General features: G+C 41.9%; 27 protein-coding genes. 2 read left to right on the forward strand and 25 right to left on the reverse strand.

Annotation, left to right across the window (positions count from 1 at the left end; genetic code table 11):
* Positions 1-150: 150 nt before the first annotated feature.
* From EQM06_RS11880 to scfA, 6 genes are all read right to left on the reverse strand, one after another.
* Positions 151-825: a FadR/GntR family transcriptional regulator gene (locus EQM06_RS11880; RefSeq protein WP_164914449.1), complete on the reverse strand. Its 675-nt coding sequence runs from the start codon at positions 823-825 to the stop codon at positions 151-153.
* Positions 806-1,402: a cytidylate kinase-like family protein gene (locus EQM06_RS11885; protein WP_128746575.1), complete on the reverse strand. Its 597-nt coding sequence runs from the start codon at positions 1,400-1,402 to the stop codon at positions 806-808. Before EQM06_RS11885 ends, EQM06_RS11880 begins: the two co-directional genes overlap by 20 nt.
* A gap of 13 nt (positions 1,403-1,415) precedes the next feature.
* Complete coding sequence (locus tag EQM06_RS11890; RefSeq protein WP_128746576.1) at positions 1,416-2,108, reverse strand: LrgB family protein; 693 nt, start codon at positions 2,106-2,108, stop codon at positions 1,416-1,418.
* The gene (locus tag EQM06_RS11895; RefSeq protein ID WP_128746577.1) at positions 2,105-2,467 is read right to left on the reverse strand and encodes a CidA/LrgA family protein; all 363 of its coding nucleotides are present in this window, start codon (positions 2,465-2,467) and stop codon (positions 2,105-2,107) included. Before EQM06_RS11895 ends, EQM06_RS11890 begins: the two co-directional genes overlap by 4 nt.
* A gap of 231 nt (positions 2,468-2,698) precedes the next feature.
* Positions 2,699-4,084, reverse strand: coding sequence for a thioether cross-link-forming SCIFF peptide maturase (gene scfB, locus EQM06_RS11900; RefSeq protein ID WP_128746865.1), 1,386 nt, complete (start codon positions 4,082-4,084; stop codon positions 2,699-2,701).
* A gap of 310 nt (positions 4,085-4,394) precedes the next feature.
* On the reverse strand, positions 4,395-4,541 hold the full coding sequence (scfA, locus tag EQM06_RS11905; RefSeq protein WP_128746578.1) for a six-cysteine ranthipeptide SCIFF: 147 nt from the start codon (positions 4,539-4,541) through the stop codon (positions 4,395-4,397).
* A gap of 183 nt (positions 4,542-4,724) precedes the next feature.
* Here scfA and EQM06_RS11910 point away from each other — a divergent pair, with 183 nt between their 5' ends.
* The gene (locus tag EQM06_RS11910; protein ID WP_164914450.1) at positions 4,725-5,627 is read left to right on the forward strand and encodes a D-alanyl-D-alanine carboxypeptidase family protein; all 903 of its coding nucleotides are present in this window, start codon (positions 4,725-4,727) and stop codon (positions 5,625-5,627) included.
* A gap of 67 nt (positions 5,628-5,694) precedes the next feature.
* Positions 5,695-6,642 carry a hypothetical protein gene (locus EQM06_RS11915; protein ID WP_128746580.1) on the forward strand — a complete coding sequence of 316 codons (948 nt, stop codon included), beginning with the start codon at positions 5,695-5,697 and terminating at the stop codon, positions 6,640-6,642.
* A gap of 64 nt (positions 6,643-6,706) precedes the next feature.
* Here EQM06_RS11915 and scpB read toward each other — a convergent pair whose 3' ends face one another.
* The 19 genes from scpB to EQM06_RS12010 all read right to left on the reverse strand — a co-directional run bounded on the left by scpB (position 6,707) and on the right by EQM06_RS12010 (position 26,083).
* The gene (scpB, locus tag EQM06_RS11920) at positions 6,707-7,294 is read right to left on the reverse strand and encodes an SMC-Scp complex subunit ScpB (protein WP_128746581.1); all 588 of its coding nucleotides are present in this window, start codon (positions 7,292-7,294) and stop codon (positions 6,707-6,709) included.
* Positions 7,284-8,063, reverse strand: coding sequence for a segregation and condensation protein A (locus EQM06_RS11925; protein WP_128746582.1), 780 nt, complete (start codon positions 8,061-8,063; stop codon positions 7,284-7,286). The genes scpB and EQM06_RS11925 overlap by 11 nt, the downstream gene beginning before the upstream one ends.
* Positions 8,053-8,937, reverse strand: coding sequence for a DMT family transporter (locus tag EQM06_RS11930; RefSeq protein WP_128746583.1), 885 nt, complete (start codon positions 8,935-8,937; stop codon positions 8,053-8,055). The genes EQM06_RS11925 and EQM06_RS11930 overlap by 11 nt, the downstream gene beginning before the upstream one ends.
* A 23-nt stretch (positions 8,938-8,960) precedes the next feature.
* Positions 8,961-10,034, reverse strand: a complete 1,074-nt coding sequence (gene mtnA, locus EQM06_RS11935) for an S-methyl-5-thioribose-1-phosphate isomerase (protein WP_128746584.1) — start codon at positions 10,032-10,034, stop codon at positions 8,961-8,963.
* Between the two features lie 114 nt (positions 10,035-10,148).
* The gene (sdaAA, locus tag EQM06_RS11940; protein WP_128746585.1) at positions 10,149-11,024 is read right to left on the reverse strand and encodes an L-serine ammonia-lyase, iron-sulfur-dependent, subunit alpha; all 876 of its coding nucleotides are present in this window, start codon (positions 11,022-11,024) and stop codon (positions 10,149-10,151) included.
* 18 nt (positions 11,025-11,042) lie between these two features.
* The gene (gene sdaAB / locus EQM06_RS11945) at positions 11,043-11,708 is read right to left on the reverse strand and encodes an L-serine ammonia-lyase, iron-sulfur-dependent subunit beta (protein ID WP_128746586.1); all 666 of its coding nucleotides are present in this window, start codon (positions 11,706-11,708) and stop codon (positions 11,043-11,045) included.
* Positions 11,709-11,980: 272 nt separating this feature from the next.
* A complete protein-coding gene (locus EQM06_RS11950; protein ID WP_164914451.1) occupies positions 11,981-13,072 on the reverse strand; it encodes a lytic transglycosylase domain-containing protein in 1,092 nt (363 codons plus the stop codon).
* A gap of 381 nt (positions 13,073-13,453) precedes the next feature.
* A complete protein-coding gene (locus EQM06_RS11955; protein WP_128746588.1) occupies positions 13,454-14,836 on the reverse strand; it encodes a citrate/2-methylcitrate synthase in 1,383 nt (460 codons plus the stop codon).
* Between the two features lie 253 nt (positions 14,837-15,089).
* Entirely contained in the window at positions 15,090-17,315 is a 2,226-nt protein-coding gene (locus EQM06_RS11960) for a diguanylate cyclase domain-containing protein (RefSeq protein WP_128746589.1), read from the reverse strand.
* Positions 17,316-17,465: 150 nt separating this feature from the next.
* Positions 17,466-17,900, reverse strand: a complete 435-nt coding sequence (locus tag EQM06_RS11965; RefSeq protein ID WP_128746590.1) for a F0F1 ATP synthase subunit epsilon — start codon at positions 17,898-17,900, stop codon at positions 17,466-17,468.
* Positions 17,901-17,927: 27 nt separating this feature from the next.
* Positions 17,928-19,322, reverse strand: a complete 1,395-nt coding sequence (gene atpD, locus EQM06_RS11970; protein ID WP_128746591.1) for a F0F1 ATP synthase subunit beta — start codon at positions 19,320-19,322, stop codon at positions 17,928-17,930.
* A gap of 35 nt (positions 19,323-19,357) precedes the next feature.
* Complete coding sequence (gene atpG / locus EQM06_RS11975; protein ID WP_128746592.1) at positions 19,358-20,224, reverse strand: ATP synthase F1 subunit gamma; 867 nt, start codon at positions 20,222-20,224, stop codon at positions 19,358-19,360.
* 107 nt (positions 20,225-20,331) lie between these two features.
* Positions 20,332-21,840 carry a F0F1 ATP synthase subunit alpha gene (atpA, locus tag EQM06_RS11980; protein WP_128746593.1) on the reverse strand — a complete coding sequence of 503 codons (1,509 nt, stop codon included), beginning with the start codon at positions 21,838-21,840 and terminating at the stop codon, positions 20,332-20,334.
* Positions 21,841-21,856: 16 nt separating this feature from the next.
* The gene (atpH, locus tag EQM06_RS11985) at positions 21,857-22,390 is read right to left on the reverse strand and encodes an ATP synthase F1 subunit delta (RefSeq protein ID WP_128746594.1); all 534 of its coding nucleotides are present in this window, start codon (positions 22,388-22,390) and stop codon (positions 21,857-21,859) included.
* Positions 22,378-22,884: a F0F1 ATP synthase subunit B gene (gene atpF / locus EQM06_RS11990; protein ID WP_128746595.1), complete on the reverse strand. Its 507-nt coding sequence runs from the start codon at positions 22,882-22,884 to the stop codon at positions 22,378-22,380. The genes atpH and atpF overlap by 13 nt, the downstream gene beginning before the upstream one ends.
* 45 nt (positions 22,885-22,929) lie before the next feature.
* Complete coding sequence (gene atpE / locus EQM06_RS11995) at positions 22,930-23,148, reverse strand: ATP synthase F0 subunit C (RefSeq protein WP_205666554.1); 219 nt, start codon at positions 23,146-23,148, stop codon at positions 22,930-22,932.
* A gap of 139 nt (positions 23,149-23,287) precedes the next feature.
* Positions 23,288-23,980, reverse strand: coding sequence for a F0F1 ATP synthase subunit A (atpB, locus tag EQM06_RS12000; protein ID WP_128746597.1), 693 nt, complete (start codon positions 23,978-23,980; stop codon positions 23,288-23,290).
* Positions 23,981-24,047: 67 nt separating this feature from the next.
* Complete coding sequence (locus EQM06_RS12005) at positions 24,048-24,350, reverse strand: hypothetical protein (RefSeq protein ID WP_128746598.1); 303 nt, start codon at positions 24,348-24,350, stop codon at positions 24,048-24,050.
* Positions 24,351-24,754: 404 nt separating this feature from the next.
* Positions 24,755-26,083 (reverse strand): MATE family efflux transporter, encoded by a 1,329-nt coding sequence (locus tag EQM06_RS12010; protein ID WP_164914452.1) that lies wholly within the window; start codon positions 26,081-26,083, stop codon positions 24,755-24,757.
* Between the last annotated feature and the right edge of the window lie 10 nt (positions 26,084-26,093).

The raw sequence follows: 26,093 nt of genomic DNA on the forward strand, positions 1-26,093 counted from the left end.
GCAAATATTTTTATATTGTTCGGAATTTGTCTTTTATCAGACATCCGATCCATCATTGAACAAAAAATGACTCCAATTCGTTAGATTTTTGTTCTAACAATTGAAGTCGTTCATCGCCTTACATTTTATTCATTTGTTTTATTTCAAGTTTTATTTCTTTCTGTGATAACAAGACTCAAGCAGATCATAATGTTCATTCACGGCTTTCCTACCGCCATCCTCATCTTTTCTTATCATGCAGTCCAACATTTTTTCATGGCATAGGACAAGCTTGTTTTTTGTCTGCTCCGATACGGATCGCAGCATATGCTCCACCGAAGCGGCATAAATTTCCTCTAATGCGTCCATAATGCTTATAATCAAATGATTTTCCGAAGCACGGATCATCTGATAATGAAATTCTTTATCCCTTAGAATCAGCTCGTCTATTTCAACCGTCTGCATGGATTCAAGTACCTCTTTCAGCTGTTTTATCTGGTTATCTGAAATATTTTTTATGGCTAATGTATAAGCTTCCGTCTCCACTGCTCTTCTCAGGGTATTGACCTCGCTGTAGCTCACCTGTTTTAATAAAAACATCATGCTGATGGATTCTTGAAAAGCCTTATTCAAATTTCCTGTCAGGTAATTTCCCGACCCTTGCCTGCTTTCCAGCATACCCATGTTCTCCATGGTTCGCAGGGCTTCCCGAACAGAACCTCTGCTCATGTCCAGTTCTTCCGCCATGACCCGCTCTGCGGGAAGCTTATCCTCCAGATGGATGTGCCCTCGCTTTATTTCATTTTTGACATACTCGATGACTTTTCTATATTCCCTGTTTTCCACCGTTCTCCCACCGCCTCTTAGCTTCCATATAGTCACAGATTACTTGTACGGCTCCTTCTATGCCTATCCTGCCACTATCTACTGATAATTGGTATCCTCTGGAATCGCCCCAATCCTCGCCGGTGTATTGATGATGAAACTCTGCCCTTCTTTTATCGGTTTGGCGAATTAATAATTCAGCCTCTTTTTTGCTGATATGATTCGTATCGGCAATCCTTTCTGCTCTTTTGAAAAGATCTGCATGCACAAAAACACTGATATGCTCCACCTCTTCTCTGAAAATAACATTCGCGCACCTTCCTATAATGACGCAGGCTTGATTCTCCGTGATCTCCTTTATATGTTTAAACGGTTTAGCGCTCATTTTTCCATTTTCCTCCCCCTTGGATATGGCATAAAGGAGACTGTTCGCAGGTTGTTCCTCATAGAAGGTTTTTTCCTCCTCATAGTAGCCCAGTATTTTTGATCTTTCAGCCAGATCTTCCTTATCATACAAAACTATGCCGAGCTTTTCGGCAAGCATCTCCCCAATATCGTGTCCGCCGCTTCCATATTCTCTTCCTATGGTAATAATCATCTTTTCCACCTCGCTATATAAAGTATGCAAATATTGATGCACCAATTACGGTCAAAAGTCCCGATACCGCTATGGCCAGACTGCTGATAGCACCTTCTACTTCACCCATTTCCATAGCTCTTGCCGTTCCTATGGCGTGAGCTGCCGTTCCAAGTGCCAAGCCTTTTGCTATAGGCTGCTTAATCCTGAAAAGCTTACAGACCCCTTCTCCTATGACATTACCCAATATTCCTGTGATAATTATAACGGCTACCGTAATGGTTACGATGCCGCCAAGTTCTTCCGAAATGCCCATTCCAATAGCAGTCGTTATGGACTTGGGAAGCAGGGTGACATATTCCTGGTGATTGAGTCCAAATATTTTTGCCAGAATAAAAACACTGCCCAACGCAGTGAGTACACCGGCTACACTCCCGGCCAAAATAGCCGCTATGTGGCTTTTCAACAATTCCATCTGCTGATACAAAGGCAAAGCCAGACATACCGTAGCCGGCGTCAGTAAAAAGCTTATATATTTAGCGCCCTCATTGTAGTCCTCATATCGAACACGGCATAGAAGGAGCATGAGTATTACAAATAGTATGCTGATTAACAGCGGATTAAAAACAGGATTTTTAAACCTTCGTTTTAAAAGAACGCCCAGTTGATAGCCTATCAAACTGACGGTGACTCCAAAAAACGTCGAACCTTCTAAAAAACTGCTCATTTTGCTCCCCTCCTCTTTTCCAAGTTTATTACAAATTGGGTGACTCTACCCGTTACTGCCATGACCAGGATGGTGGTCACCACGGTTATCACGATTACCGGAATCCAGATAGGCTTTAACACCGCCCATGAATCCATCAGGCCTACCGCCGCAGGAATGAACATCACCGGCATGATTTCTATAAGAAATACGCCTGCGTCCTCCACGCTGTCCAAATGGATCGCTTTAGTCTGGAGGGCTATAAGCATCAGCACCAGACCGTATATGCTGGCGGGAATAGTGAGTGGAATAATTGTTTTTAAAATTTCTCCTAAAAAGGTAATCAATAAAATGATTCCAAATTGTCTTAAATATTTCATATGTACTCCTTCTGAATTGGTCTTACCAATTTAACAGAATACGCTTATTTAATCTGTCTGTCAACTGTTTCCGCCATAGATCCCTCAATTTTTATCCAATTATTCAGCTATATCTGCATTTTCTGCGATGCTTATAGAAAAAAAAATTTAAATGGCGGGACAGCAAAAAGGTTTCTGCCCCCATTTATCCGGAACAAAAACCTGTTTTACTTTCCTTATGCTCTTTGGGTATTAATTCTGCCCAAATCTTTCAGCTACCTGAATCATAATAGCGCATTCAATTCTTTTTTTATGCAGCTCGCATCCGAAATCATACACGCCTGAGATGCTCCCCGTGGTATGGTAAGCATTGGCTGCGCAACCGCCGCTGCAATACATGCGGGCAAAGCAATTCTTGCATTCTTCGTGGGAATAAATATTACAAGCCTTAAATTCATCACATACATCAGCATTTTTTATTCCTTCAAAGACATTGCCCAACAGGAAATGCTCGTCTCCTACAAATTGATGACAGGGATATAAATCCCCTTCCGGTGTAACAGCCAGATATTCCGTCCCTACGCCGCATCCGGAGATTCGTTTTACGATACAGGGTCCTCCTGCCAGATCAATGGTATAGTGATAGAAATGAAAGTCTTTTCCCTCTTTCTTTCTCTTGATCATCTCACAGGCAAGGCGGTCATATTCTGCCAGAAGCTTTGGAAGATCCTCTTCCGTCAAGGCGTAATCCGCTTCCGGAGACGCCACTACAGGCTCCATGGAGAGTTCTTTAAAGCCCAGATCTGCCATGTGTAATATATCATTGGCAAAGTCGGTATTGTAATGCGTATAGGTTCCCCGAATATAATAATTTTGCTGATTTCGTTCTTCTGCCATCTTTAAAAATTTAGGCAGAATGGTATCATAAGAGCCTTTGCCATTTCTGGATACTCTTAATTTATCGTTGACCTCTTTTCGTCCGTCCAGACTGAGAACAACATTCCCCATCTCCCGATTGGCAAACTCCATGACCTCGTCGTCCAGCAGGATTCCATTGGTCGTCAACGTAAATCTAAAATTCTTGTTATAAAGCTTTTCCTGTTCACGTCCATATGCGACCAGCTTCTTCACCACATCCCAATTCATAAGGGGTTCTCCTCCGAAAAAATCCACCTCCAGATTTTTTCTGGTTCCTGAATTTTCAATAAGAAAATCAAGAGCCTTTTTTCCCACTTCATAAGACATCAGCCCTCTGTGCCCCTGCTGGTATTCCCCTTCTTCCGCAAAGCAGTATTTGCAGGCCAGATTGCAGTCATGAGCCACGTGCAGGCAGATCGCCTTCACTACGGACTGACGCTTTTTAAACTCGGAGGACATCTTGGCATAAATATCTTCTGAAAACAGTTTTCCCTGCCTTTTCAATTCTTCTATATCATCAAAGATCTCCGTTATTTCTTCTTTGGTTACTTCGGGGAGGTGGCTGTACTTTTTCAATATATTAACCGTAATATTGTTTCTGTTAATACCCTCTTCCAGCATCTCAATGATGTCGTATGCCACATCATCCACGCAGTGAACAGCTCCGCTGTTCGCATCTAAAACAATGTTATAACCGTTGCTTTTATAAGTATGTACCATATTCGGTATCCTTTCTTCATCCTCTATATAATCTATCTCGTAAATTCTGCCAGCAGTGCTGAAGCACTGGGCCTGCTTTATTATACGATGAAAGTTTGCCAATCGACTCCGTCTCTTGGAACTTTCTAGCATACATTCTGCCAGCAGTGCTGAAGCACTGGGCCTGCTTTATTATACGATGAAAGTTTGCCAATCGACTCTGTCTCTTGGAACTTTCTAGCATACATTCTGCCAGCAGTGCTGAAGCACTGGGCAGAATGTAAAAATCGCTACAAGCTTTTGCAGCCTATAGCGATTTGAAAAGTTTAGCTTATTTCTTTAGCTGTTCACACTGCTGATTAGCAACGCTGCATGAAGTCTTGCTTGCTGACTGGCAGGATGTCTGGCATTCTCCGCATCCGCCTTTCTTAGCTGAATCCACAAGATTTCTTGTTTCAATAGTCTGTATTCTTTTCATTTTGTACCTCCAACCCGGCAGTCCGGCAGTGCCAAGACTACACAAGAATAATTATTTTTAAAATTACCTTTACTATACTATCACAGGTGTGCTATTTTATCAAGTCATATGGGATATTCCCGACACTTTTTTGCATAAAGCAATCCTTATCATCGTAAATATATTTAGATGGAGGGTTATATAATGGAATTAAGTAAAATCTATGAGCATAAAAACATTCCCAAGACAAAACGATTTTTTTCTTCTAAGTTCTTCCGGGCAGGTATCTTCTTTACTCTTATTGTAAGCTTGATTATAACGTACCTCTTATTGCCGCCTATCTCCAAAGAGACCTCTGCCGCAGCCCCTCCGGACATCTCTGCCAAACAGGCCATCCTTATCGATGCAGCTAACGGCAAGATTCTTTATGAACGCAATGCCACCGATAAGGCTTACCCTGCCAGCACGACCAAGATCATGACCGCATTGCTTACCATTGAAACCGCAGAGCGTCTGCATAGCGATCTGACTCAAAAGGTGAAGATTCCCGCCGAAGCCGTGGGCGTCGAAGGTTCTTCCATCTATTTGGCTCCGGATGAAACGGTCAGTATTGAAGATCTTCTATACGGCATGATGCTGCGCTCCGGAAATGATGCCGCTACCGCTTTGGCCTGTATCATAGGCGGCAATCAGCAAAATTTTGTGGATATGATGAACGCCCGAGCCCATAGGCTTGGATGCACGGATACAAACTTCTTAAACCCCAGCGGACTTTTTGATGAAAATCATTATACTACCGCTGCCGACATGGCCCGTATATCCCGAGCGGCTATGAAGAGCGAAACCTTCAAAAAAATTGTTGCTGCGGAGACATGGCAAGCCGGCAGAGCTCCCGATAAATATAATTACTTTTACAACAAAAATAAAGTCGTTCACCAATACAAAGGAGGAAACGGAATCAAAATCGGCTACACAAAGGCATCCGGAAGAACGCTGGTCGCCTCGGCCCAGCGAGATGGGAAACAGCTAATTTGCGTCGTCATGGAAGCTCCTGACTGGTTCAACGACTCCTACAAGCTGATGGATTACGGTTTTTCTTTAAAATAATATCACCCCTTCCCTCCCATAAAAATATACTGATAGTAATTAAATTAATCAGGTGGGAGGATGACTCATGAATTCTATGAACAACATGGACTGCATAGACAGCGGTACAGAAAACTGCCCCTGCTATCTGGCTGCCACTGGAGATTGCCTTATATGCAGCAGACTACAGGGGAAAGAATACTGCGACTGTCTGTGGAAAGGGGTCTGTATATATAATGAATTTATTCAGAGCAACCAAAAAATTAATAATCCAAGAAAAGATTTCAGTGCAAGAATTGTATCAAAAAAGAAATACTTAGAAGATTTATACGTTATTACTTTGGAAGTGGGGCGCGGCTTTGCCTTAAAGTCTGCCATTCCCGGCAGCTATATATTTTTACAGGCCCCGGATTGTGCCAGTTATTACCAGACGCCTATTTCCATCATGCAGGCGGATACGGAGCAAGGCTTTATTACCGTTCTCATAAAAAGTATCTCTGCCAAAACCAAAGCCCTTTGCATGCAGGAAGAAAACTTGATTGTTCGAGGTGTATACAGGGGAGGTATCTCCGGAATATCCAACATAATCGGCCGATTCAGCCGAATCATTCCTGATTCAAAGTTACTGGTTCTAACAAAAGGGGTGGGCTTCGCCCCTGCCATCAACCTGCTGAACTGGGCAGGAAGCAATACAGAAACCGAAATTATTGTAGATCCCGATAAAATCTGCCCGCAGTTAATATGGGATTATCTGCATTTTTCCGGCGCGGATAAGGTGCATATAAAAAGCCTGCAAGAATGCCTCGGCGCGTCTGTTTTGCATGAAAAAATTACAGAAGGCGGATATACCATCGTCGCCGCTTTAGCCTCGGATTTTTATATAGAAGAAATCCAAAAGGAGCTTTCAAACTTGCCAACCCCTCCGGTGTTTGTACATAGCAACAACGCAAATATCTGCTGCGGTGAGGGAATATGCGGTGCTTGCAGCTGTGTGGATCCGGATGGAACCATTCATAAAAGGTGCAAATGCCTGTAGTTCTTTGGTATTGGTTCACTCTTTAAAAAGGCCGCTATCTCCATTGGAAACAGCGGCTTTTCAGTTACGTATCAAAATCTAGTGCGATTTGTTGGGCATACACCTCATCCTCAGGATCGCCTGCCGCAACAGCGCTTTCTATGTTCTCTATATCGGGTAGATCCTGTATGCTTTCAAATCCGAAGTGCTTTAAAAATGCGTCTGTAGTTCCATAAAGAATAGGCCTTCCAATGGCGTTGGACCGGCCTTTTTCCTGGATCAATTCCTTTTTCATCAGCCCTTCTATGACCCGATCGCATTTGATTCCCCGGATCGAATCAATTTCGCCCTTTGTAATCGGCTGTTTATAGGCAATAATGGCCAAAACTTCTAAAGCCGACTGAGATAGTTTTTTCTCCTTTACCGGCGTACACAGCCTTTCAATATAGGAAGAATTATCGGCATCCGTCACAAACTGAAAGCACTTGTTCACTTCCACTATTCTTATTCCTCTGCCTTCCTGCTCATATTCCTGTTTTAATTCCAGAAAATAATCATAGGCATCTTTCCAATTCATGTTAAATACCTCTGCTGCTGTTTTTACGTCCAAAGGCTCTCCCCATACAAACATCATCGACTCAAAAGCAGATTTAATCGTTTTTTTAGTTGTCATCCCATTCTCCTATCATACCACCGTGCTCTTCTGCGGGCGGCATCAGCTCTATTTCCATATCACCGAAAGCCCGTTGCTGCTCCACCCGAACCAGCCTGTCCCGGATCATCTGGAGCATAGAGGTAAAGGTAAGAACCACGTCATACCGGTCACTTTCGCCGTTTATTAGTTCCTTAAACGATACCTTTTTAAAACAGTGCTTTTTAAAAAAATCTACGATATATTGAACCTTCATTTCAATACTCTGTTTTTGTCTTTCCACTCTTGTATAATGTTTTCTGACCTCTTCAATCCGCTGTTTTTTCCTTAAAAACAGATTGAAGGCCGATACAAATTGCTTAATGTCCAGCGACAAGAACTCATCTGCTTCATTTCTGTAGGGTTCCAGATCTTCCTTCGGCTTTTCAAAGCTTCGCATCTTTTCATCCTCATAACCTTCCAAAAGCTCTGCCGCCGCCTTAAATTTCTTATATTCCAGAATCTTTTCGACCAGCTCTGTTCTCGGGTCCTCTTCCACAACGCCCTCTTCCACAGGTGTACTTCTCGGAAGCAGCATTTTAGATTTAATTTCAATCAGCGAAGCCGCCAGTACCATAAATTCAGTCGCCACATTTACATCTGCCTCCTGCATCTGCTCCAGGTATGCCAGATACTGTTCCGTGATTTCTGCGACCTGAATATCATAGATACTCATTTCTGCATTTTCAATTAAATATACCAGTAGGTCAAAGGGGCCTTCAAAGATATCCAATTTTACTTTATATGCCATTGCTGTCGCCCTCATGTCTTGTGTAATACATGACACCCGCAACGATGGTAAGACCGCCTACGATCTGCCAGATAGAAGGAATTTCGGCAAATAAGACCATCGCTACTCCCGTTGAAATAAACGTCTCTAAATTCTCACAAGTTGCCACATATAAGGCGGAGGTATATCCCAGACACCAGTTGAATACGGCATGTGCGCCAATCTGACACACCATGGCCATTACAAAGATCCAGAACATATCATTTGCGCTGTATCCGGTAAAAGGCGTTCCGGTCACCAGCATTCCAATGGTGAAGGTAATCCAGCAGAACAAAAAGACAAAAAATACATATACGGCTGCGTTGATGCCCTTTCTAAACTTATTACCGGCAATAAAATACAAACCTATAAATAATGCCGCAAACAGGCACATAATATCTCCGAACAGGGTGTCGGCAGAAATGCTGTAGTCACTTCCCGATATGATAACGCTTCCTATAAAGGCAACAATAACTCCTGCTACTGCCTTTTTATTTGTCTTTTCTTTAAAGATAAAAACGGAAATCAGCAGGATCATAAACGGATCCGTCATGGCTAAAACACTTCCGCTGGCAACACTGGTATGCTCTATTCCTGTAAACCATGAAAAAAAGTGCCCTGCCAGAAATATACCGGCAACAGCGCAGCCGCCCAGCTGCTTTTTCGTCATGGACAAAGCCTCTTCCCGGTGTCTCACCAGGGTCATCACTGCAAATACAGGAAGGGCAAAAGCCAGCCTATAAAATCCGATTGCCATGGCGGGTGCAGAAGTGAGCCGAACAAAGATCGGAGAAAATGCTGCTGCAACTACTGCTAAAATTACTACCTTTTTTACGTTTCTCTCAAAAATATTCATAAGTGCTCCTTAACTCATTAAGCCTAAACTTCAAATACCTTGGGCAAATTTATATCATAAGGCGGATACATGATGCCCTTTTCCGTTATAACGGCGGTAATATATTTTGCATCCGTCACATCAAAGGCCGGGTTATATGTCTTTACTCCTTCCGGAGCCATTGGTTTTTCATACCACATCTTATAGACCTCTTCACCCTTTCTTTGTTCAATATGAATATCCTTTCCGGCAGGCGTATTGAGATCAATAGTCGAAGTAGGCACAAACATATAAAAGGGAATGCCGTATTCTTTCGCCAATATGGCCACTCCCGATGTCCCAATTTTATTTGCCCCGTCTCCGTTTGCCGCCATTCGGTCACAGCCCACCACCACAGCGTCGATCCAGCCGTTCTTCATGACAATGGAAGCCATGTTATCGCAAATAAGCGTGACATCTATCCCCGCTTTATCTAATTCCCATGAAGTCAATCTGGCTCCCTGTAAAAGCGGTCTTGTTTCATCCGCAAAAACCTTAAAATGGTATCCCTGTTCCTGTCCCAAATACAATGGAGACAGACAGGTTCCATATTTGGCCGTTGCGATGGTACCCGCGTTGCAGTGGGTCAGAATGCCCATCCCGGGTTTCAGAAGAGACAGCCCGTATTTTCCCATGGCATAGCAGGAATCCACATCTTCCTGATAAATTTTCCGTGCTTCTTCTTTCAGCTCCTGTGTAATATGTATCTGAGCCCTCTCCCATGTTTCAGTTTTCGCTTTTTCTTTTAAAGAGAGAAGCTTCGCTTCCATTCTGTTGAGAGCCCAGAAAAGATTGACCGCTGTAGGTCTTGCGGAAGCAAGGTATTCCTTCACTTCATGGAAGGCATGGCAAAATTCTTCAAAGCTCGCCGCTGCCATATCTCTGGTGCAGACATATATGCCGCAGGCTGCCGCTACTCCAATAGCCGGCGCTCCTCTGACCTTTAGTTTATAAATCGCCTCCCACAAGTCCTCTTTGTTCTGAATCTCAAGATACACCTCCTGTCCCGGCAATAAGGTCTGATCAAGAAGATACATTTTTTCATGCTCATACTTTATAGGTGACATAAACGATGTCATATCTTTTCCTCCCAATCTGTAATCAACGGCCGTTTCCGGCCGTTTTATTCATTATCCTAACATTTAATTATACACTTTTATCCTGCTGTTGAACAGCTTGAACCCAAAATTTCCTTACAGCTGCGGCAGGGCTTTCATTAAACACGCTCCGCTGCAGGTCGCCGCTACTCCGCCCAACGCTGTCTCTTTCAGCTGCATAGGTAAAAGCTTGCCCACCTTGTACATGGCTTCCACGACCTCATCTGCATCAATATAGCTTTGAACGCCCGCCATGGCTAAATCCGCACTAAGCAGTGCATTGACCGCCTGAGAAGCATTTCTTTGCGCACATGGAATCTGTACCAAACCGCCCACCGGATCGCATACCAGCCCCATGATGTTCATAAGCGACAAGCTGAAAGCGGTCACGGACTGCAAAGGTGTGCCTCCGCAAAGTTCTACAGCAGCAGCTGCCGCCATAGCGGCTGCAACTCCGCATTCAGCCTGACATCCGCCCTCGGCGCCTGCTACCGTGGCATTTTCCGTTACGATAGCCCCGAACCCCGAAGCGGTAATCATCGCCATCAGCACATCTTTTTCCGCTGCTTTTCTTTCTTCCGCTACAGATAGGATGACCGCCGGCACGATTCCGCAGGACCCCGCCGTAGGCATGGCACAAATTTTACCCATGGACGCATTGACCTCACTGGAAGAAAGCGCCCTGGCCATAACCAGATTGATAAAATCACCGCAAAGATTCTTTTTTTCTCCGGTTGCATACGCATATTGCGTGGAAGCGATTCCACAGATAAGGTTTCCCTCCGGGCTTGTAGGATGCTCCAAGGCTTTTTTCGCCGAATTCTTCATGACCTCATATCGGTCGCTCATAATCTGTAAGATCTCTTCCGGACTCTTCTCGCTGTGTTTGACTTCGTTTTCCAGTACGATCTGAGAAAGCGTTTCGTTCCTTTCCTGTGCCAATGTTAAAAGTTCTTTTATATTCTTATACATGTTTCTGTTTCCTTTCCCCTATGCGCAGGCAATGAAGCGTACGATTTGAATATATGGATGAGCCTTGAGCTGATTCAGTATCTCTTCGTCAATGGAATCATCAATTTCAATCACACAGATGGCATCCTGTTTTTTCTGCATACGGCTGACCTTCATCGTTGCAATATTGATTCCATTGTCTGCCAAAATCGTAGCCACATGACTGATGACGCCCTTTTGGTCATTTTGTTTGACAAATATCGTGGGAAGCTCTCCGCTGATACCAATTTCATATCCGTCTATCTTCACAATTCTTACGTTTCCTCCCCCTACGGAAGCCCCTTGTATCCTTGACCGGATCTCTCCATTTTTATAGAAGGTGATGATCACCGAATTTTCATGAGCTCCGGGAAGATCAACAGAATAAAACTCAAATTCAAGATTATCCTGCTCAGCAAGCTCAAAGGATTTGGAAATCCGTTCGTCATCTTCTCTTATTCCCATGACACCGGCCAGCAGCGCCTTATCCGTCCCATGCCCCTTTCCCGTTTTATCAAAGGAACCGTAAAGGCCAAACGTCACCCGGTCAAAATCTCCGTTTACAATCTGTCTGGCTATCCTGCCGATTTTAGCCGCCCCAGCAGTGTGTGAGCTGGAGGGACCAATCATGACCGGCCCTGCTACCTGAAAAATACTCGTGTTCATATGCCACCTCTACCCTTTTTATATTATATTTTGATTTACTTCTGCTTTTATACAATAAAAATTTTTTACAGCTTAACCTTATAACATTATACTTGTAATTTACAATATTTACAAATAAAAAGTACTCTTACCGCTTCCGCAAAAGTAAAAGACCGAGGAGAATGCTCCTCGGTCTTTTACTTTTCTATCTTATATGCTTTTTGGGTCGTGATTTTTTTAATCCTCTTTCTGTCCTGCGATTTTTCTCTTGTGTAAAAATCTTATTTTGCCAATTAATTATATCCGTTTACAGAAAGAAAATTTTGTACTCCGCTATATGCAGACATGATTCTTGTCGCATAAGCTGTGGAGTAGTTTCCTCGGCTAACCCTTGATGAGCCTTGGTTATATGCAGACAGCGCCTTTGCTCTGTCTCCGTTATAGTTCGTAATTCCCGTACCGATCATACTCGCTCCGACATTAATATTCGAGCGCGGATCTCGTAACTGTTGTGGTGTCAGACCAAAATTGGCTGCCGTAGCCGGCATGATCTGCATCAGCCCTATGGCACCGCTCTGCGAAACCGCAGCTGCATTGAAGGTGCTTTCCTTGTGGGCGATGGCCAGTAACAGCTTCTCATCTACCTTATACAGATTCGCTGCTCTTTTAAACATAAAGACCAGATCTTGTGCATAGGAAGGTGACAGGCTGCCGTTATAATGTAAAATATAATTTACTAACCCTTTGTTGTATCTGGATTCCGGCTCACTCCAGAAACTTTTTGCGGTTTTGCCTTCAATCGTGCTTATACATAATCCATAATAAGCATCATAGTATAAATCCCAATTAAACGCTTTGCTTTCACTCATCGCCTTTACAGGGATGAATAAATACTTTCCGATCGCCAATACCGGCATACCGTTTAAGTTCACTTCTTCGACCAGCATCTCAGGTGCCTCGATCACTCCGGTTGAATCCTCAGCCTGAGCTTCTGCTTCATCTTTGTCTGAAAGCTCTTGATAAGCTAATACTTTAACTCCTGATATAACTTCTAATTTCATATCGTAACCATTATTCTTGGCCCAATTTTTACTAATTATCTTTTGAGTTCCTTCCGTCTTAAGAAGTTTTAATGTGCGGCTTTCCCAGTCCATTTCTGCCTCAAATCCACAGATATTTCCCATATCTGGGCTTAATGGAATGTAAGTCGTGTCTTTATAAAGGAAGAACGGATATTGCAGATTGTAATTTACAATCTCACTCCCATTTATAACGACTTTTTTGTTAAAAAAATCTCCTTGAACGTATTCTTCAGCATATATAGAAATTGATGAGAAAAGTACAATGGTCAATGAAAGCCACACAGATATAAGCTTCTTTGCCATACCTTGTTTCTCCTCTCTTTCCTTTGTCTCTTTGTAAGACATTGTTATTATAGCACTTTTTAACAAAAAGTATACCTTTTTGCTTATATTCAGAAAATTTAAACCAGGGTAACCGTTTGCTAACTTGTGTATTTTTCAACGTTATTTCAGCTCATGTTCTTTTAAAAAAACTTTATTTTTTGCTTGACATTACAAATATGCTCTTTAATATTTGACAATATATTCTTAAATATCCTATATATAAATTTCCTTTTCGACATGCTCTTGTCCTGTACCGTGGATCTGAAAAATCGACGCAGGGAACACAGAAATAGCCATACAACAATTATGTGGTATGGCTCTCCATTACATTACATATTACAGTCCTTTCGGTTCCTCATTTTATCTTTCTGCTATAGGCACATAATCGCACAAGTCCGCTACGTCTTTATATGCCGGTCTGATGATTTTACCTGCATTGATCAGCTCTTCTATTCGGTGCGCGCTCCATCCTGCCATCCTGGCGATAGCAAAAATAGGTGTATAAAGCTCCAACGGCAGATCCAGCATACTGTAAACAAAGCCGCTGTAAAAGTCAATGTTTGCGCTGACCCCTTTATAAATCTTTCGTTCCTCTGCAATAATTTCAGCGGCAATCCGTTCCACACTGGCATACAGCTTATATTCTGCTTCCCTATTTTTCTCTTTTGCCAGATTTTCCACGAATTTTTTAAAAATTTCTGCTCTTGGATCGGACAGGGAATACACCGCATGTCCCATACCGTATATCAATCCAGATTTATCAAAAGCTTCACCGTGCAGCAGCTTCTTTAAGTAGGTTCGAATCTGCTCTTCATCGTTCCAATCTGTAATGCAAGCTTTCATATCATCAAACATCTGCACGACCTTAATATTAGCACCTCCATGCTTAGGCCCCTTAAGGGATCCCAATGCCGCCGCTATGGCCGAGTACGTATCCGTTCCGGAGGAAGAAACCACATGGGTCGTAAAGGTCGAATTGTTTCCGCCGCCGTGCTCTGCGTGGAGTACTAATGCTAAATCCAGAAGTCTGGCTTCCAGCTCCGTGTAGTGGCTGTCCGGTCTCAGCATATGCAAAATATTTTCCGCCGTAGACAATTCCGGTTTCGGGATGTGTATATACAAACTGTCTCTGTAGTGATAATGTCTGGACGCCTGATAGCCGTAAACCGCCAGTAACGGAAACACCGCTGTGAGCAGCAGGCATTGCCTCAGCACATTCGGTATAGAAGTATCATTAGGCCTGTTGTCATAGGAATGAAGAGTCAGTACACCTCTGGCCAAGCTGTTCATCATATCCATGCTGGGTGCTTTCATAATAATGTCTCTGACAAAGCTCGGGGGCAGCGTACGGTATTCTGCCAGAAGCTCGTTAAAGCTGCTCAGCTGTTCTTTCGTCGGCAGTTTTCCAAAGATAAGCAGATAGGTCACTTCCTCAAATCCAAAACGCTTTTCTTTCACAAAGCCCTTTACAATGTCGTTTATATTGACCCCCCGGTAATAAAGCCTGCCCGCCGCCGGCATCTTTTCTCCCGTTTCCGGGTCGATATCAAAAGCATATATTCCTGAAATTTCAGTAAGACCTGTAAGTACACCATTTCCGTTTAAATCACGAAGTCCTCTGTTGACCTCATATTTTTTATACAACGAGGTATCAATCGTACTATTTTTTACACACTCATCGGCCAGCTCCTGTATTTCTGCAGTTATTGTCGAATATTTATCGTCTAATCTCTCACTATACATATTTTGTCCCCCTTGTTTTAAATTTAAAGCAAATTAATACATTTTTATATTAACAAACTACCGCTTTACTGAGATGATAGTGTGTATTATACCACTATTTCAATATTTTCGCAATATATTATAAATAAAAACGCCTTCATTGTAAAGACAAGTTAGTCCGTTTACGCCTTTTATTGACAAGAAAATATGACGAAAAAAGACTGAATCCGCTTGAACTTGGGCTTCAGCCTTTCATGATATTCCTTTCAACTTTTTATAGTTCCCCATAAAACACAACTTTATTCTTACCGGTCTTTTTGGCTTGATATAAAGCTTGATCTGCCCTTTGATATAATTCTTTGAAGCTATAGGTTTCATATCCAAACAGGGTCACTCCGATGCTCACCGATATGGCTTTCCACTTCTCATCCTCTTGTGCGATCTGCCTGATGACCTTATGGATTTTCTTGGCTAAATGTGCCGATTCGCTTTTACCCGTAATATTCTTAAAGAGAAATACAAACTCATCTCCCCCCAGTCTGCCCACCAAATTGTCCTGCCCGGCAGCCAGTTCCAATTCCACAGAGATCCGCCTTAACAGCGCATCTCCCTCCGGGTGTCCATAGTGGTCATTAATACTTTTAAATCCATCCAGATCCATGATCATAAAGCTGTGAAGATCATGGCTGGGAACATTGGTATCCTGCAAGCTTATTTGATTGTCCACGCTTATTTTTAACAGGAACTCCTTTACTTCGGATTCAATTTTTCGCCGATTAAACAACCCTGTCAAAGAATCTCTTTCCGCTTCATTTCGCAAAGTATTTTCCATTCTGCTCTTTTCTATATTTAAAAATTCAATCATTTTCATATTAGTGGCATACATCTTATTTTTCAGCAGGATGATATAAATCAGAATACCCATAACTGCCGCTACCAAAACAATAATAGAGCCTAAAAAAAATATGGGGTTTGAATAATACAGTTTCCGGAACTTAGGCTGCTCATATACCACATAATTGCTTAAGATAATGTTGGATAACTCCATATCAGAAATGCAATGCAATCCTTTATTTAAAATATTTAGCAGTTCAATGTCCTCATTTTTTGAAACACCTAATGATAAATCCTCCGAATACCCAATCAGATCCTGCCGGATCAGATTGACAAACTTAGGATTAGCCAAATAATAATTCGCAGCATAGGCATTGGCAATGGTCGCATCTGCCTCCCCTGAATTGACCGCCTCAAAGCAATCTTCCACCGTATCGTATTCTTTTACTTTATAATTCTTTAAAATATCTAAATAATAATCCTTTGGCATGGCGATCTGCTTGATGCCGTCAAAATTCCGATCTTTTGCCAGAACGCCCACCAAAGAAGCGTTAATACAGATACTGGAGGTATAAATTCCCCTCTGCTCCGAGATGTTATAGTCATGAGAGACCAGGCTGATCATATCGGCTTTCCCCGTCTTTACATCCTCCAAAGCCTCACTTAGATCTCCTGCTCTCACAAACTCAAATTTTAGTCCGGTATACTTGGACAACAGATCAAATAAGTCCTTCGTGACCCCCTTGATGTCGCCTGTCTTTTCATCGTAATATTCAATAGGCTGCCAGCCTTGATCGTAGGCTACCTTTACCGTTCCTTTCTTTTTAATGTAACGAAGTTCTTCCACGGTGAAAGAAGGTGCTGCCATTTTTCCTTTGATAAAATATTTATTTTGTATTTGCATATCGTAAGAAGGATTGCTGTTTTTTATGTTTTGCATGGACTTGTTCAGCTCGTCCATCAAGGATTGATTTTTTTTATTAATCCCGTAATACAGCGGATGCTCGTCCATCTTTCCAATGACTTTGCTGTATTTTTTATTCGTTTCAGCAGAGGTAAGAATTGCCTGAATCTCTCCCTGCTCCAGAGCACGTTCCATATCTTTTAACGAATCATAATATTTTTTATGTAGCGTTATATGATTTTGTTTGGCATACTCATTCAAATATAGCTCTTGATAATCATTTTTCAAAATACCTACTGAAATTCCGTTCATTTTAGAAAAATCATCAAAATTCAAATTCATATTATTCATCGTTGTATATAGTTCGGTTTCAGAAACCCGGTTGGACAAGTGAGAATAAATGATTTTATCAGACTTTAAGGCATTCTTATCCAGTCCGCCCACAATATCCACATCCCCTCTTTCCAGCATTTGAACGCATTCCTGGAAGGTTGCGATGATAAAAGTATAGTCCCATCCTGCAAACTGGGATATTTCTTGTAAGTAATCATATCCATATCCCGAATAGGTTCCATTTTTATCTGCCTCTTGATAGCCATCATACAGATAATATCCAACCCTTACAATTTTCCTTTCCGGATTACTTTTTACTTCTCCAAAGGAAGTCTGGGGCGGTGTAAAAAAAAGCATTATTAATAAAGCTAAAAAAGCAATAGAAATCCTGACTGCAATTTCAATTACATGCTGATTACTCTTCACCATAATATTGCTTCTCCCTTAATTTTAAATTTACCTATAGTATAGTAAAAATTCCGACAACTTTCTACCTGATTTTGGAATTTTCAAAAATTAATTGGAAGGTATTTAAAAAATAAGTAAAAAAAATAGGTGGATTAAAATCCACCTGTTTTTTTATCGTTTTCGTCTGGCTCCGTTTTCTGCCAGATTCATTCTGCTGATCTGTTTTAGCAGACTGACTTGCGCTCTGGCGATCTCGTCTGCGCCTGCATTCGTACAATCATGGCATTCCAGCCACTTTTCTACGGTTTCTTTCCTCTTCTTAGCCCTTGCTACATCTATTTCTTCATCCCATTCAGCCGCATCTGTATATATGACAAAATTTTCTTTTATGTCAATATATCCGCCGGCTATGGTTGCCGCCTTAAATTCAGTAGAGCCTTCTTCCTTAATCAGCATAATGCCGATATCGAGGAGCTTACACGCCCAGGTATGATCTGCCATAAATCCTTCTTCACCTGTTAGGGTTCGGACTATAACCATCTCAACCTTATCTTTATAGAATAGTTTTGAAGGTGTTATAACTTCAAGTTGGACACTCTTAGCCATTTTCTTATCTCCCTTCCCGGCGAAAAATTATTTTGACGCCTTAAACTTTTCTACAACTTCGTCTATACCGCCCGCAAGCAAGAATAGAGACTCAGGGATATCATCGTGTTTTCCTTCAAGAATTTCTTTAAATCCACGAATGGTTTCCTTTAACGGAATATATTTTCCTTCCATACCTGTAAACTGTTCGGCAACGCTGAACGGCTGTGAAAGGAATCTCTGAATTTTTCTTGCTCTGGAAACGATAAGCTTATCAGAATCTGATAATTCATCCATACCAAGAATAGCAATAATATCCTGTAAATCCTTGTATCTCTGCAGAACTTCCTGTACGCTTCTGGCTGTTTCATAGTGTTCTTCACCAAGGATATTCGGATCCATGATTCTTGAAGTGGATTCAAGCGGATCAACTGCCGGATAAATACCAAGCGCACTGATGGAACGTGACAATACTGTCGTAGCATCCAAGTGAGCAAAAGTAGTTGCCGGTGCCGGGTCAGTCAAGTCATCAGCCGGTACATAAATAGCCTGTACTGATGTGATAGAACCCTTCTTTGTCGAAGTAATTCTTTCCTGTAATGCACCCATTTCAGTCGCAAGTGTTGGTTGATAGCCTACTGCTGACGGTACACGTCCAAGTAGTGCCGATACCTCTGAACCCGCTTGTGTAAATCTAAAGATATTATCAATGAACAGAAGTACATCCTGTCCTTCCACGTCTCTAAAGTATTCTGCCATGGTCAAACCTGTCAGGGCTACTCTCATTCTAGCTCCCGGCGGTTCATTCATCTGACCAAATACCATCGCTGTTTTCTCAATAACGCCTGATTCTATCATTTCATAGTACAGGTCATTACCTTCTCTTGTTCTTTCGCCTACGCCTGCGAATACGGAAATACCGCCGTGTTCCTTTGCGATATTATTGATCAGCTCCTGAATAAGAACTGTCTTTCCTACACCGGCACCTCCGAAAAGACCAACCTTTCCGCCTCTTGTGTACGGTGCGATCAAGTCAATGACCTTGATTCCCGTTTCGAAAATCCTGGCGCTTGTATCCTGTTCTTCAAAAGGTGGAGCATCTCTGTGAATAGAGTGCTTTTCCGCAGTAACAACAGGACCCTTCTCGTCTATGGTTTCACCTATAACATTGAACAATCTGCCCAGTACTTCTTTACCTACCGGCACCTGAATCGGGGAGCCTGTATCAATAGCCTCCATTCCTCTGGTCAAGCCGTCCGTTGAAGACAATGCAATGCATTTTACGATATCATCGCCGACGTGCTTTGAAACCTCTGCTACGATATCCTTGCCCTCATACTTGATAATGATGGCATTTAATAGTTCAGGCATATGTTCGGGCGAAAATTTTATATCAATAACCGGTCCGATAATCTGGTGAATAATTCCTTTATTCTGTTCCATATTCCAAACCACCTCCCTACTTCTTTTGTAACAACTTATTCTTGGGCCCCAGCCCCTGCAACAATTTCAATAATCTCATTCGTAATAGCTGCCTGTCTAGCTCTGTTATAGAACAAGGACAGATTTTCCAGCATCTCTCTGGCATTGTCCGTTGCACTTTCCATGGCCATTCTTCTGGCAGCATGTTCACAGGTAGCAGATTCAACAATCGCTCCGTATACCTTTATTTCAACATATTTAGGAATCAAATAGTCAAATACGGCTTCGGCAGATGGCTCATACTCCACCTCTCGGTCATGTTTTATCACTTCCGGATCCTTCTGCATGTCGATTGGCAGCAATCGTTCGCTTTTCACTTCCTGCTCCATGGAGTTTTTAAAGGAGGTGTAAATAATCACTACTTCATCAATTTCTCCGGCATTATACCGATCTATGATCGGCCTGCTGATCTGTCTTGTTTGAAGGAAAGAAATATCTTCCGGAGGTTCCGAATATTCGTTGTAAATGTCAAATCCTCTCTTTTCAAAGTATTCCTTCCCCTTCGATCCTACAGCAATAAGAATCGGCTTTTCAGGATAATCCTTCATTTCAGCTTCAGCTCGTTTTATGATATTGGAGTTAAATCCGCCGCATAATCCTCTGTTACTTGTTACGATAATGTAGCAAGTGTTTTTGATTTCACGGCTTCCGGCCAGATACTGTTCCGGAACATCACTGATATTGTTGAAAATATCTGCTATAGACTCTGTAATATAATGAAAATATTCAGTTGTTTTTTCGAAGGTGGCCTTAGCTCTTCTCAGCTTTGCAGCAGAAACGAGCTTCATCGCACTGGTTATGTGCTCTGTGCTGGTTACGCTCTTTTTACGGCGCTTTATATCCTGCATATTATTTGAAGCCATTTTTTCCTCCTATACTAGACTGTCTCCATTACGAAATAATTCGAGACAGTCTGATGCAGTAGCTTCACAAATCTAAGATTTAAAGAAGCTGCTGCTATTGACATGCCCTACTTGTCTCGTACTTCTTTGTACTTCGCAATTGCTCCTTTAAGAATTTCTTCCGTAGCATCATCCAGTTTGCCGTTGGATTTGATGTTCTTACCAACCTCTGGATACTGTGTATCCATAAAGTCATATAATCCACTTTCAAATTCTTTAATTTCTTCAATAGGAATGTCCGCAAGGAAGTTATTAGCCGCAGCATATATAATCATAACCTGATGCTCAACCGCAATTGGCTTGTACTGTCCCTGCTTTAATATTTCCATTAAGACCTTTCCGTGATCCAGTCTTTCCTTCGTATCCTTATCAATATCCGAACCGAACTGGGAGAAGCTTGCAAGCTCAGTATACTGTGCCAGCTCCAGCTTGATCTTGCTGGATACCTGCTTCATCGCCTTGATCTGTGCATTACCACCTACACGGGATACGGAAATACCGGCGTTAACTGCTGGTCTCTGTCCTGTAAAGAATAATTCTGTTTCCAGGAAGATCTGTCCGTCCGTGATGGAAATAACGTTTGTCGGAATATATGCAGATACGTCTCCAGCCTGTGTTTCGATGATAGGCAATGCCGTAATGGAACCGCCGCCCAGCTTATCAGAAAGCTTTGCTGCTCTTTCAAGCAATCTGCTGTGTAAATAGAATACGTCTCCGGGATAAGCTTCTCGTCCTGGTGGTCTTCTAAGCAATAGTGACATAGCTCTGTAGGCAACCGCATGTTTTGATAAGTCATCATAGATGATCAAAACATCCTTGCCTTGATACATGAAATGCTCTGCCATAGCGCATCCTGCATAAGGTGCTATATATTGAAGCGGAGCAACGTCACTCGCCGTCGCAGACACAACAATAGAGTAGCTCATGGCACCCTTATCTTCAAGAGTCTGTACCAACTGGGCTACTGTGGATTTTTTCTGTCCGATAGCAACATAGATACAGATTACACCGGAATCCTTCTGATTTAGAATCGTATCTATCGCTATAGCTGTTTTACCGGTCTGTCTGTCTCCGATAATCAGTTCTCTCTGTCCTCTTCCGATTGGTATCATGGCGTCAATGGCCTTGATACCGGTCTGTAAAGGCTGATCAACTGATTTTCTTTGCAGTACGCCCGGTGCCGGGTATTCAACCGGTCTGTGATCTTCTGCTTTGATAGGACCTTTACCGTCAAGAGGCTGACCTAATGCATTTACTACACGGCCAATCAGATCTTCACCTACGGGTACTTCAACTACCTTTCCTGTAGGTTTTACAATGTCGCCCTCTTTTATATTCTTGTCGGAACCAAGCATAACTGCACCAACGTTATCTTCTTCAAGATTCAACGCCATACCATATATTTCCCCTGGAAACTCGAGCAATTCACCTGCCATGCATTTTTCGAGTCCATAAATTCTGGAAATACCATCTCCGACCTGTATAACAGTACCAAAATCTGAAATCTCAAGCTTGTTTTTATAATTCTTGATCTGCTCTTTGATTACGGCACTTATTTCTTCGGGTTTGAGGTTCATGTCAACAACCTCCTCTCTATATAATAGTATTGCTAAGGTCTTCCAGACGCTTTCTCAAGGAAGCGTCAATCACCTTGCCGTCAATTAATATTTTGATGCCACCAATCAAATTGGTGTCAATCTCGTTTTCAAGCTTCACCTTTTCTTGTAAAAGCTTTCCTGTTTCTTTTTCAAACTTTTGGAGCTTATCAGCGCTAAGGGGCTTTACAGAAAATATTTTTCCGTAGGCAAGCCCTTCTTCTTTATCTAAAAGTTCCTTGTAAACCTTTATGGCTCTCTCAAAATGCTTTGTTCTTCCCTTGTCTATCATGACGTATAGAAAGTTCAAAAGTTCTTCCGAAATGCGGCCTTCCAAGATCGACTTTAAAACGTCTTTCTTATCAGCAATGGAGATTACCGGGGTGTCTATAAAGGCACTCAGATCCTGCTCCTGTTTCAACAACTCAAGAAGCTGTATGGCTTCGTCGAGGATCACTTCTGTCTTATGAACCTCACTAGCCACCTGAAACAAGGCGTTACCATATGTCATTCCAACCGTTAATTCTGCCATTTCGCCGCACCTACCTGTTCAACGATACTATCAATTAAATGCTCCTGACCTTCCAATTCCAAGTCTTTCTCCAGAATCTTCTCAGCAGCAAGCAGTGCCATAGCAGCGACCTGAGACTTCATTTCTGCTAAAGCTTTCGCCTTCTGGCGTTCCACTTCACTTTCTGCACGAAGTTTTAATTCTGCTGCTTTTGCATTTGCTTCATTAATAATATCACTTGCTTGAACTTCAGCTTTTGCCTTTGCATTTTTAATGATTTCTCTACCTTCTTGTTCAACATTTGAAATGCGCTTGTTGTATTCATCCATTTTCTCGTCAGCTCTTCTGTTTGTGTCTGCTGCATGATCAAAGGAATCTTGAATAGTCTGCTTTCTGTTTTCAAGCATTTCAATAAACGGTTTGTATAAGAACTTTGCCAACACGGTCACAAGGATTAAGAAGTTTACAATAGCAAAGATAATCTCTGATAAGTTTATACCTAATGCTTCAGCCATAAATAAACCCTCCCTGCGTTCGACTCGTTGTCTTTAACAAAACAACTACATTTTTGCCATTAAAAGAAATGCGATTAATAGTCCGTAGATTGTCAAAGACTCCATGAATGCCAGGCAAAGAATTAAGTTTGTACGAAGAGTACCTACCATTTCAGGCTGTCTTGCCATACCTTCCAAAGCTTTTGCTGATGCTATACCTTGACCAACACCAGGGCCGATAGTGGATAGTCCGATAGCTAATGCTACTGCTAATGCGATTGTCATTTTATTTTCTCCTTTCATTTCTGCTGATAAACTTCAGCCGTATGTTTTTAAATCTATATATATTTTACTGTGGGTCTTTAAAACCTCCAGCTAAAATAGATATCTTAAATAGTAGAAAGAATTTGAATCACTTTTATACTTATACATTCTGTGCTGCCAAACGTTCATGTTCCTCAGCACCATGCTCTGCCGCCTCTGAAATATAAACGCCTGCCAGTAAGGCAAATACCATGGCCTGAATCAGTCCCATCAGCACACTGAATATCTGCATAATAACAGGGAGACCAATCGGTACCATACCAAAAAATACATTGGTTACGGATTCTTCACCGAAAATGTTTCCGTAAAGTCGTATTGTAAGAGATACCGGCTTTACAAGATCCTCCAGCAACATCAGCGGAAATAGTACCGCAATTGGCTGAAGCAGATGCTTATAGTACTTCAAGCCATGAGTTTCTTTGATTCCGACATACTGTATGCTGCAAAATACAATCAGCGCCAAGGCTAATGGAAAGTTAATGGAACTAGTAGGTGCTTTCAGACCCGGCAGTTCTCCCGAAAGAGGAAGCAGACCTGAATAGTTGCATATCAGCACATAAATAAACAAGGTTGCTACCAGCGGAAAATATTTACGTCCCGCATACTCACCCATTAAATCTCGGAAAAAATGATCCAGACCATCTACGATGATTTCCATCACATTTTGAAGACCCGATGGAATCATTTCCATGTGCCTTCCCGCTAAAATAGCTAAAAAGCAGAGAATCAGCGTGATAACCGTGCTGGTTATCATGGCGTTCGTAACTCCCATTGAATTTAACATTTCTATCATTTTTGCTTCCTCCTAAATGCAATTTTGATCTATTTATATAACATATATTTTATAAATTCTGCTTCTTTTATAATTTTGTTTTTTCCATCAACTTCTGTAATGAGAAAATTTTTCCTGTAAGAGCCAAGGAAAATGCAGTTCCTATTATTAAAGCAACAAAATCAAATGGAATTCTGTTTCGAATCAGGAAAGTAATCAGCAACACCACTACATTCGTGACGTAGCTTATTCCCATTCTCGTCGTCACTGCTCCCATCGTAATGGTATTGTCTGTTTCTTTAACTAATTTTCTCCAAAGAAAAATGTATTTTAAAAATCCAGCCAACCCGCCATATAAAATACCAACTATGGCACCTATCACATATTCCAATCTAACAAACCTCTCTCATTGTAAACAAACTGTTCCAACGTACGATTTTATAACAATGACTTTATTATACTCTGAATTTTTCTGTTGTAAAGAATTGTTGTTTTAAAAATTTTCACGTCCTGTCCGATTTTGTCGAAAAAAAGCCCATAATGACTGAAATTACTGGGTTGTATTTGTCATTATCGTTTATTTTTATAAAACCATTTAAAAAAACTATTATAAGCAACTTAGTATTTTTATGCAGTTTTATCCGTGCTTATCGCAACAAATTTGTCCTACCGATAAATTGCTCTTCCTTGGAATCCTCCAGAAGACAGTACTTTGCCTTTAGTATTTGATGAATTTTTATAATCATTCCTGATTATGAAAATTTTTCTTTTAGTCCACTCCATTGAACAGATCTCCTAATCCGGTACGGCGATGTCCTGTATCACATTCCTTGCCCATTTTTTAGATCGAAATCTTTTTACTAATATAAAAGATTTAATGACATCTTCCATCTTAACAAAGAATACCGCCCAATAAATCGGCAGATGCAGTGCCAGTGCCGTAATAAATGCGGTGGGTACGGCGTACAGCCAGATGGTTCCCGTCTCTGCGGCCATGGCAAAAATCGTATCTCCGCCGGAACGCAGAATCCCCGTTACGCTGATTCCGTTATATACAGTCAGCCACATAAAAGCCCCATATATGATAAGAATATAAAAAGCATATTTCTGGCCTTCCGGAGTCAGTTCAAACAATCCTATGATGAATTTTGAACTGATTATCAGTGCGCCGCCGGAAACAAGACCCAAAACGATACCGACCCGCAGAAGCTTTCTGCCAAGCTCATACGCGAAATCCAGCTTTCCCTCGCCAAGCTTCTGTCCAACGAGAATCAGCGTAGCATCCCCAATGCTGAAAGCTGCCAGCGTAAACAAATTATTGATTACATTGCTTGCCTGCACAGCCGCATATTCAGTCACACCTACCCGGGCATACGCCGCCACATACATGGAAGTGCCTACACTCCAAAAGGTTTCATTCATCGTAGTTGGAATCGCATTTCTTATGATCCTTCCCACCAGCTCTCTGCTCCATCCAAAATGCTCGGAGAAACGACCCGCCACTATATTCCTTTTACCAAATACGGCAAAAAGAATCAAACACAGCTCAAAGCATCTGGCAATCAAGGTTCCTAAAGCGGAGCCGATTACGCCCAGTTCCGGTGCTCCAAACTTTCCAAAAATAAAGATATAGTTCAAAAAGGCATTCGCACTAAAGACGAATAGGCTAATATAAAGCGGTATCTTAGTCTGCTGAGTCGTTCTGAGTGCCGCCGTAAAGGGCACGGTGATACTGATGGTCAGAAAGGTAAAGGATCCTGTGCGGATATAGCCTGTACCCAGCTCAATCAGTTCGGGAATATCGGTAAACAGCCGCATGACTTTCTGCGGAAAAAACATAGCCACTGTAAAGAATATAACACTTATGGAAAAGCATACACAAATAGCAAAGCCTGTGGTCTTCTTGATGCTTGCCAGGTCCTTCACGCCCCAGAACTGCGCCATAAAGGTCGACACCCCACTGGTAAACCCAAACATAACAATCCAGTGTATAAAATAAATCTGTATGGCTATGCCTACTGCCGCCAGCTCTTTTTCCCCCAAGCTTCCGACCATTAAATTGTCGATCAGGCTGAGAGAGGAAGAAATCAGGCTCTGCATGGCTATGGGCAGAGCGATGACCACCAGCTTTTTT

The organism is Aminipila luticellarii (assembly GCF_004103735.1).
GTDB classification, from domain to species: domain Bacteria; phylum Bacillota; class Clostridia; order Peptostreptococcales; family Anaerovoracaceae; genus Aminipila; species Aminipila luticellarii.

Coding starts and splice junctions, on each gene's coding strand:
- scfB (WP_128746865.1), bottom strand. CDS start 4,084: ATGGTACATACTTATAAAAGCAACGGTTATAACATTGTTTTAGATGCG.
- EQM06_RS11925 (WP_128746582.1), bottom strand. CDS start 8,063: ATGGCATATAAAGTAAAATTGGATATCTTTGAAGGCCCCTTTGACCTA.
- EQM06_RS11915 (WP_128746580.1), top strand. CDS start 5,695: ATGAATTCTATGAACAACATGGACTGCATAGACAGCGGTACAGAAAAC.
- atpH (WP_128746594.1), bottom strand. CDS start 22,390: ATGGCAGAATTAACGGTTGGAATGACATATGGTAACGCCTTGTTTCAG.
- EQM06_RS11885 (WP_128746575.1), bottom strand. CDS start 1,402: ATGATTATTACCATAGGAAGAGAATATGGAAGCGGCGGACACGATATT.
- scfA (WP_128746578.1), bottom strand. CDS start 4,541: ATGAAAAGAATACAGACTATTGAAACAAGAAATCTTGTGGATTCAGCT.
- EQM06_RS11895 (WP_128746577.1), bottom strand. CDS start 2,467: ATGAAATATTTAAGACAATTTGGAATCATTTTATTGATTACCTTTTTA.
- atpB (WP_128746597.1), bottom strand. CDS start 23,980: ATGATAGAAATGTTAAATTCAATGGGAGTTACGAACGCCATGATAACC.
- EQM06_RS11910 (WP_164914450.1), top strand. CDS start 4,725: ATGGAATTAAGTAAAATCTATGAGCATAAAAACATTCCCAAGACAAAA.
- scpB (WP_128746581.1), bottom strand. CDS start 7,294: ATGACAACTAAAAAAACGATTAAATCTGCTTTTGAGTCGATGATGTTT.
- atpD (WP_128746591.1), bottom strand. CDS start 19,322: ATGGAACAGAATAAAGGAATTATTCACCAGATTATCGGACCGGTTATT.
- EQM06_RS11960 (WP_128746589.1), bottom strand. CDS start 17,315: ATGGTGAAGAGTAATCAGCATGTAATTGAAATTGCAGTCAGGATTTCT.
- EQM06_RS11890 (WP_128746576.1), bottom strand. CDS start 2,108: ATGAGCAGTTTTTTAGAAGGTTCGACGTTTTTTGGAGTCACCGTCAGT.
- EQM06_RS11955 (WP_128746588.1), bottom strand. CDS start 14,836: ATGTATAGTGAGAGATTAGACGATAAATATTCGACAATAACTGCAGAA.
- atpF (WP_128746595.1), bottom strand. CDS start 22,884: ATGGCTGAAGCATTAGGTATAAACTTATCAGAGATTATCTTTGCTATT.
- EQM06_RS11930 (WP_128746583.1), bottom strand. CDS start 8,937: ATGAATATTTTTGAGAGAAACGTAAAAAAGGTAGTAATTTTAGCAGTA.
- mtnA (WP_128746584.1), bottom strand. CDS start 10,034: ATGACATCGTTTATGTCACCTATAAAGTATGAGCATGAAAAAATGTAT.
- atpE (WP_205666554.1), bottom strand. CDS start 23,148: ATGACAATCGCATTAGCAGTAGCATTAGCTATCGGACTATCCACTATC.
- EQM06_RS11965 (WP_128746590.1), bottom strand. CDS start 17,900: ATGGCTAAGAGTGTCCAACTTGAAGTTATAACACCTTCAAAACTATTC.
- atpA (WP_128746593.1), bottom strand. CDS start 21,840: ATGAACCTCAAACCCGAAGAAATAAGTGCCGTAATCAAAGAGCAGATC.
- atpG (WP_128746592.1), bottom strand. CDS start 20,224: ATGGCTTCAAATAATATGCAGGATATAAAGCGCCGTAAAAAGAGCGTA.
- EQM06_RS11950 (WP_164914451.1), bottom strand. CDS start 13,072: ATGGCAAAGAAGCTTATATCTGTGTGGCTTTCATTGACCATTGTACTT.
- sdaAA (WP_128746585.1), bottom strand. CDS start 11,024: ATGTATAAGAATATAAAAGAACTTTTAACATTGGCACAGGAAAGGAAC.
- sdaAB (WP_128746586.1), bottom strand. CDS start 11,708: ATGAACACGAGTATTTTTCAGGTAGCAGGGCCGGTCATGATTGGTCCC.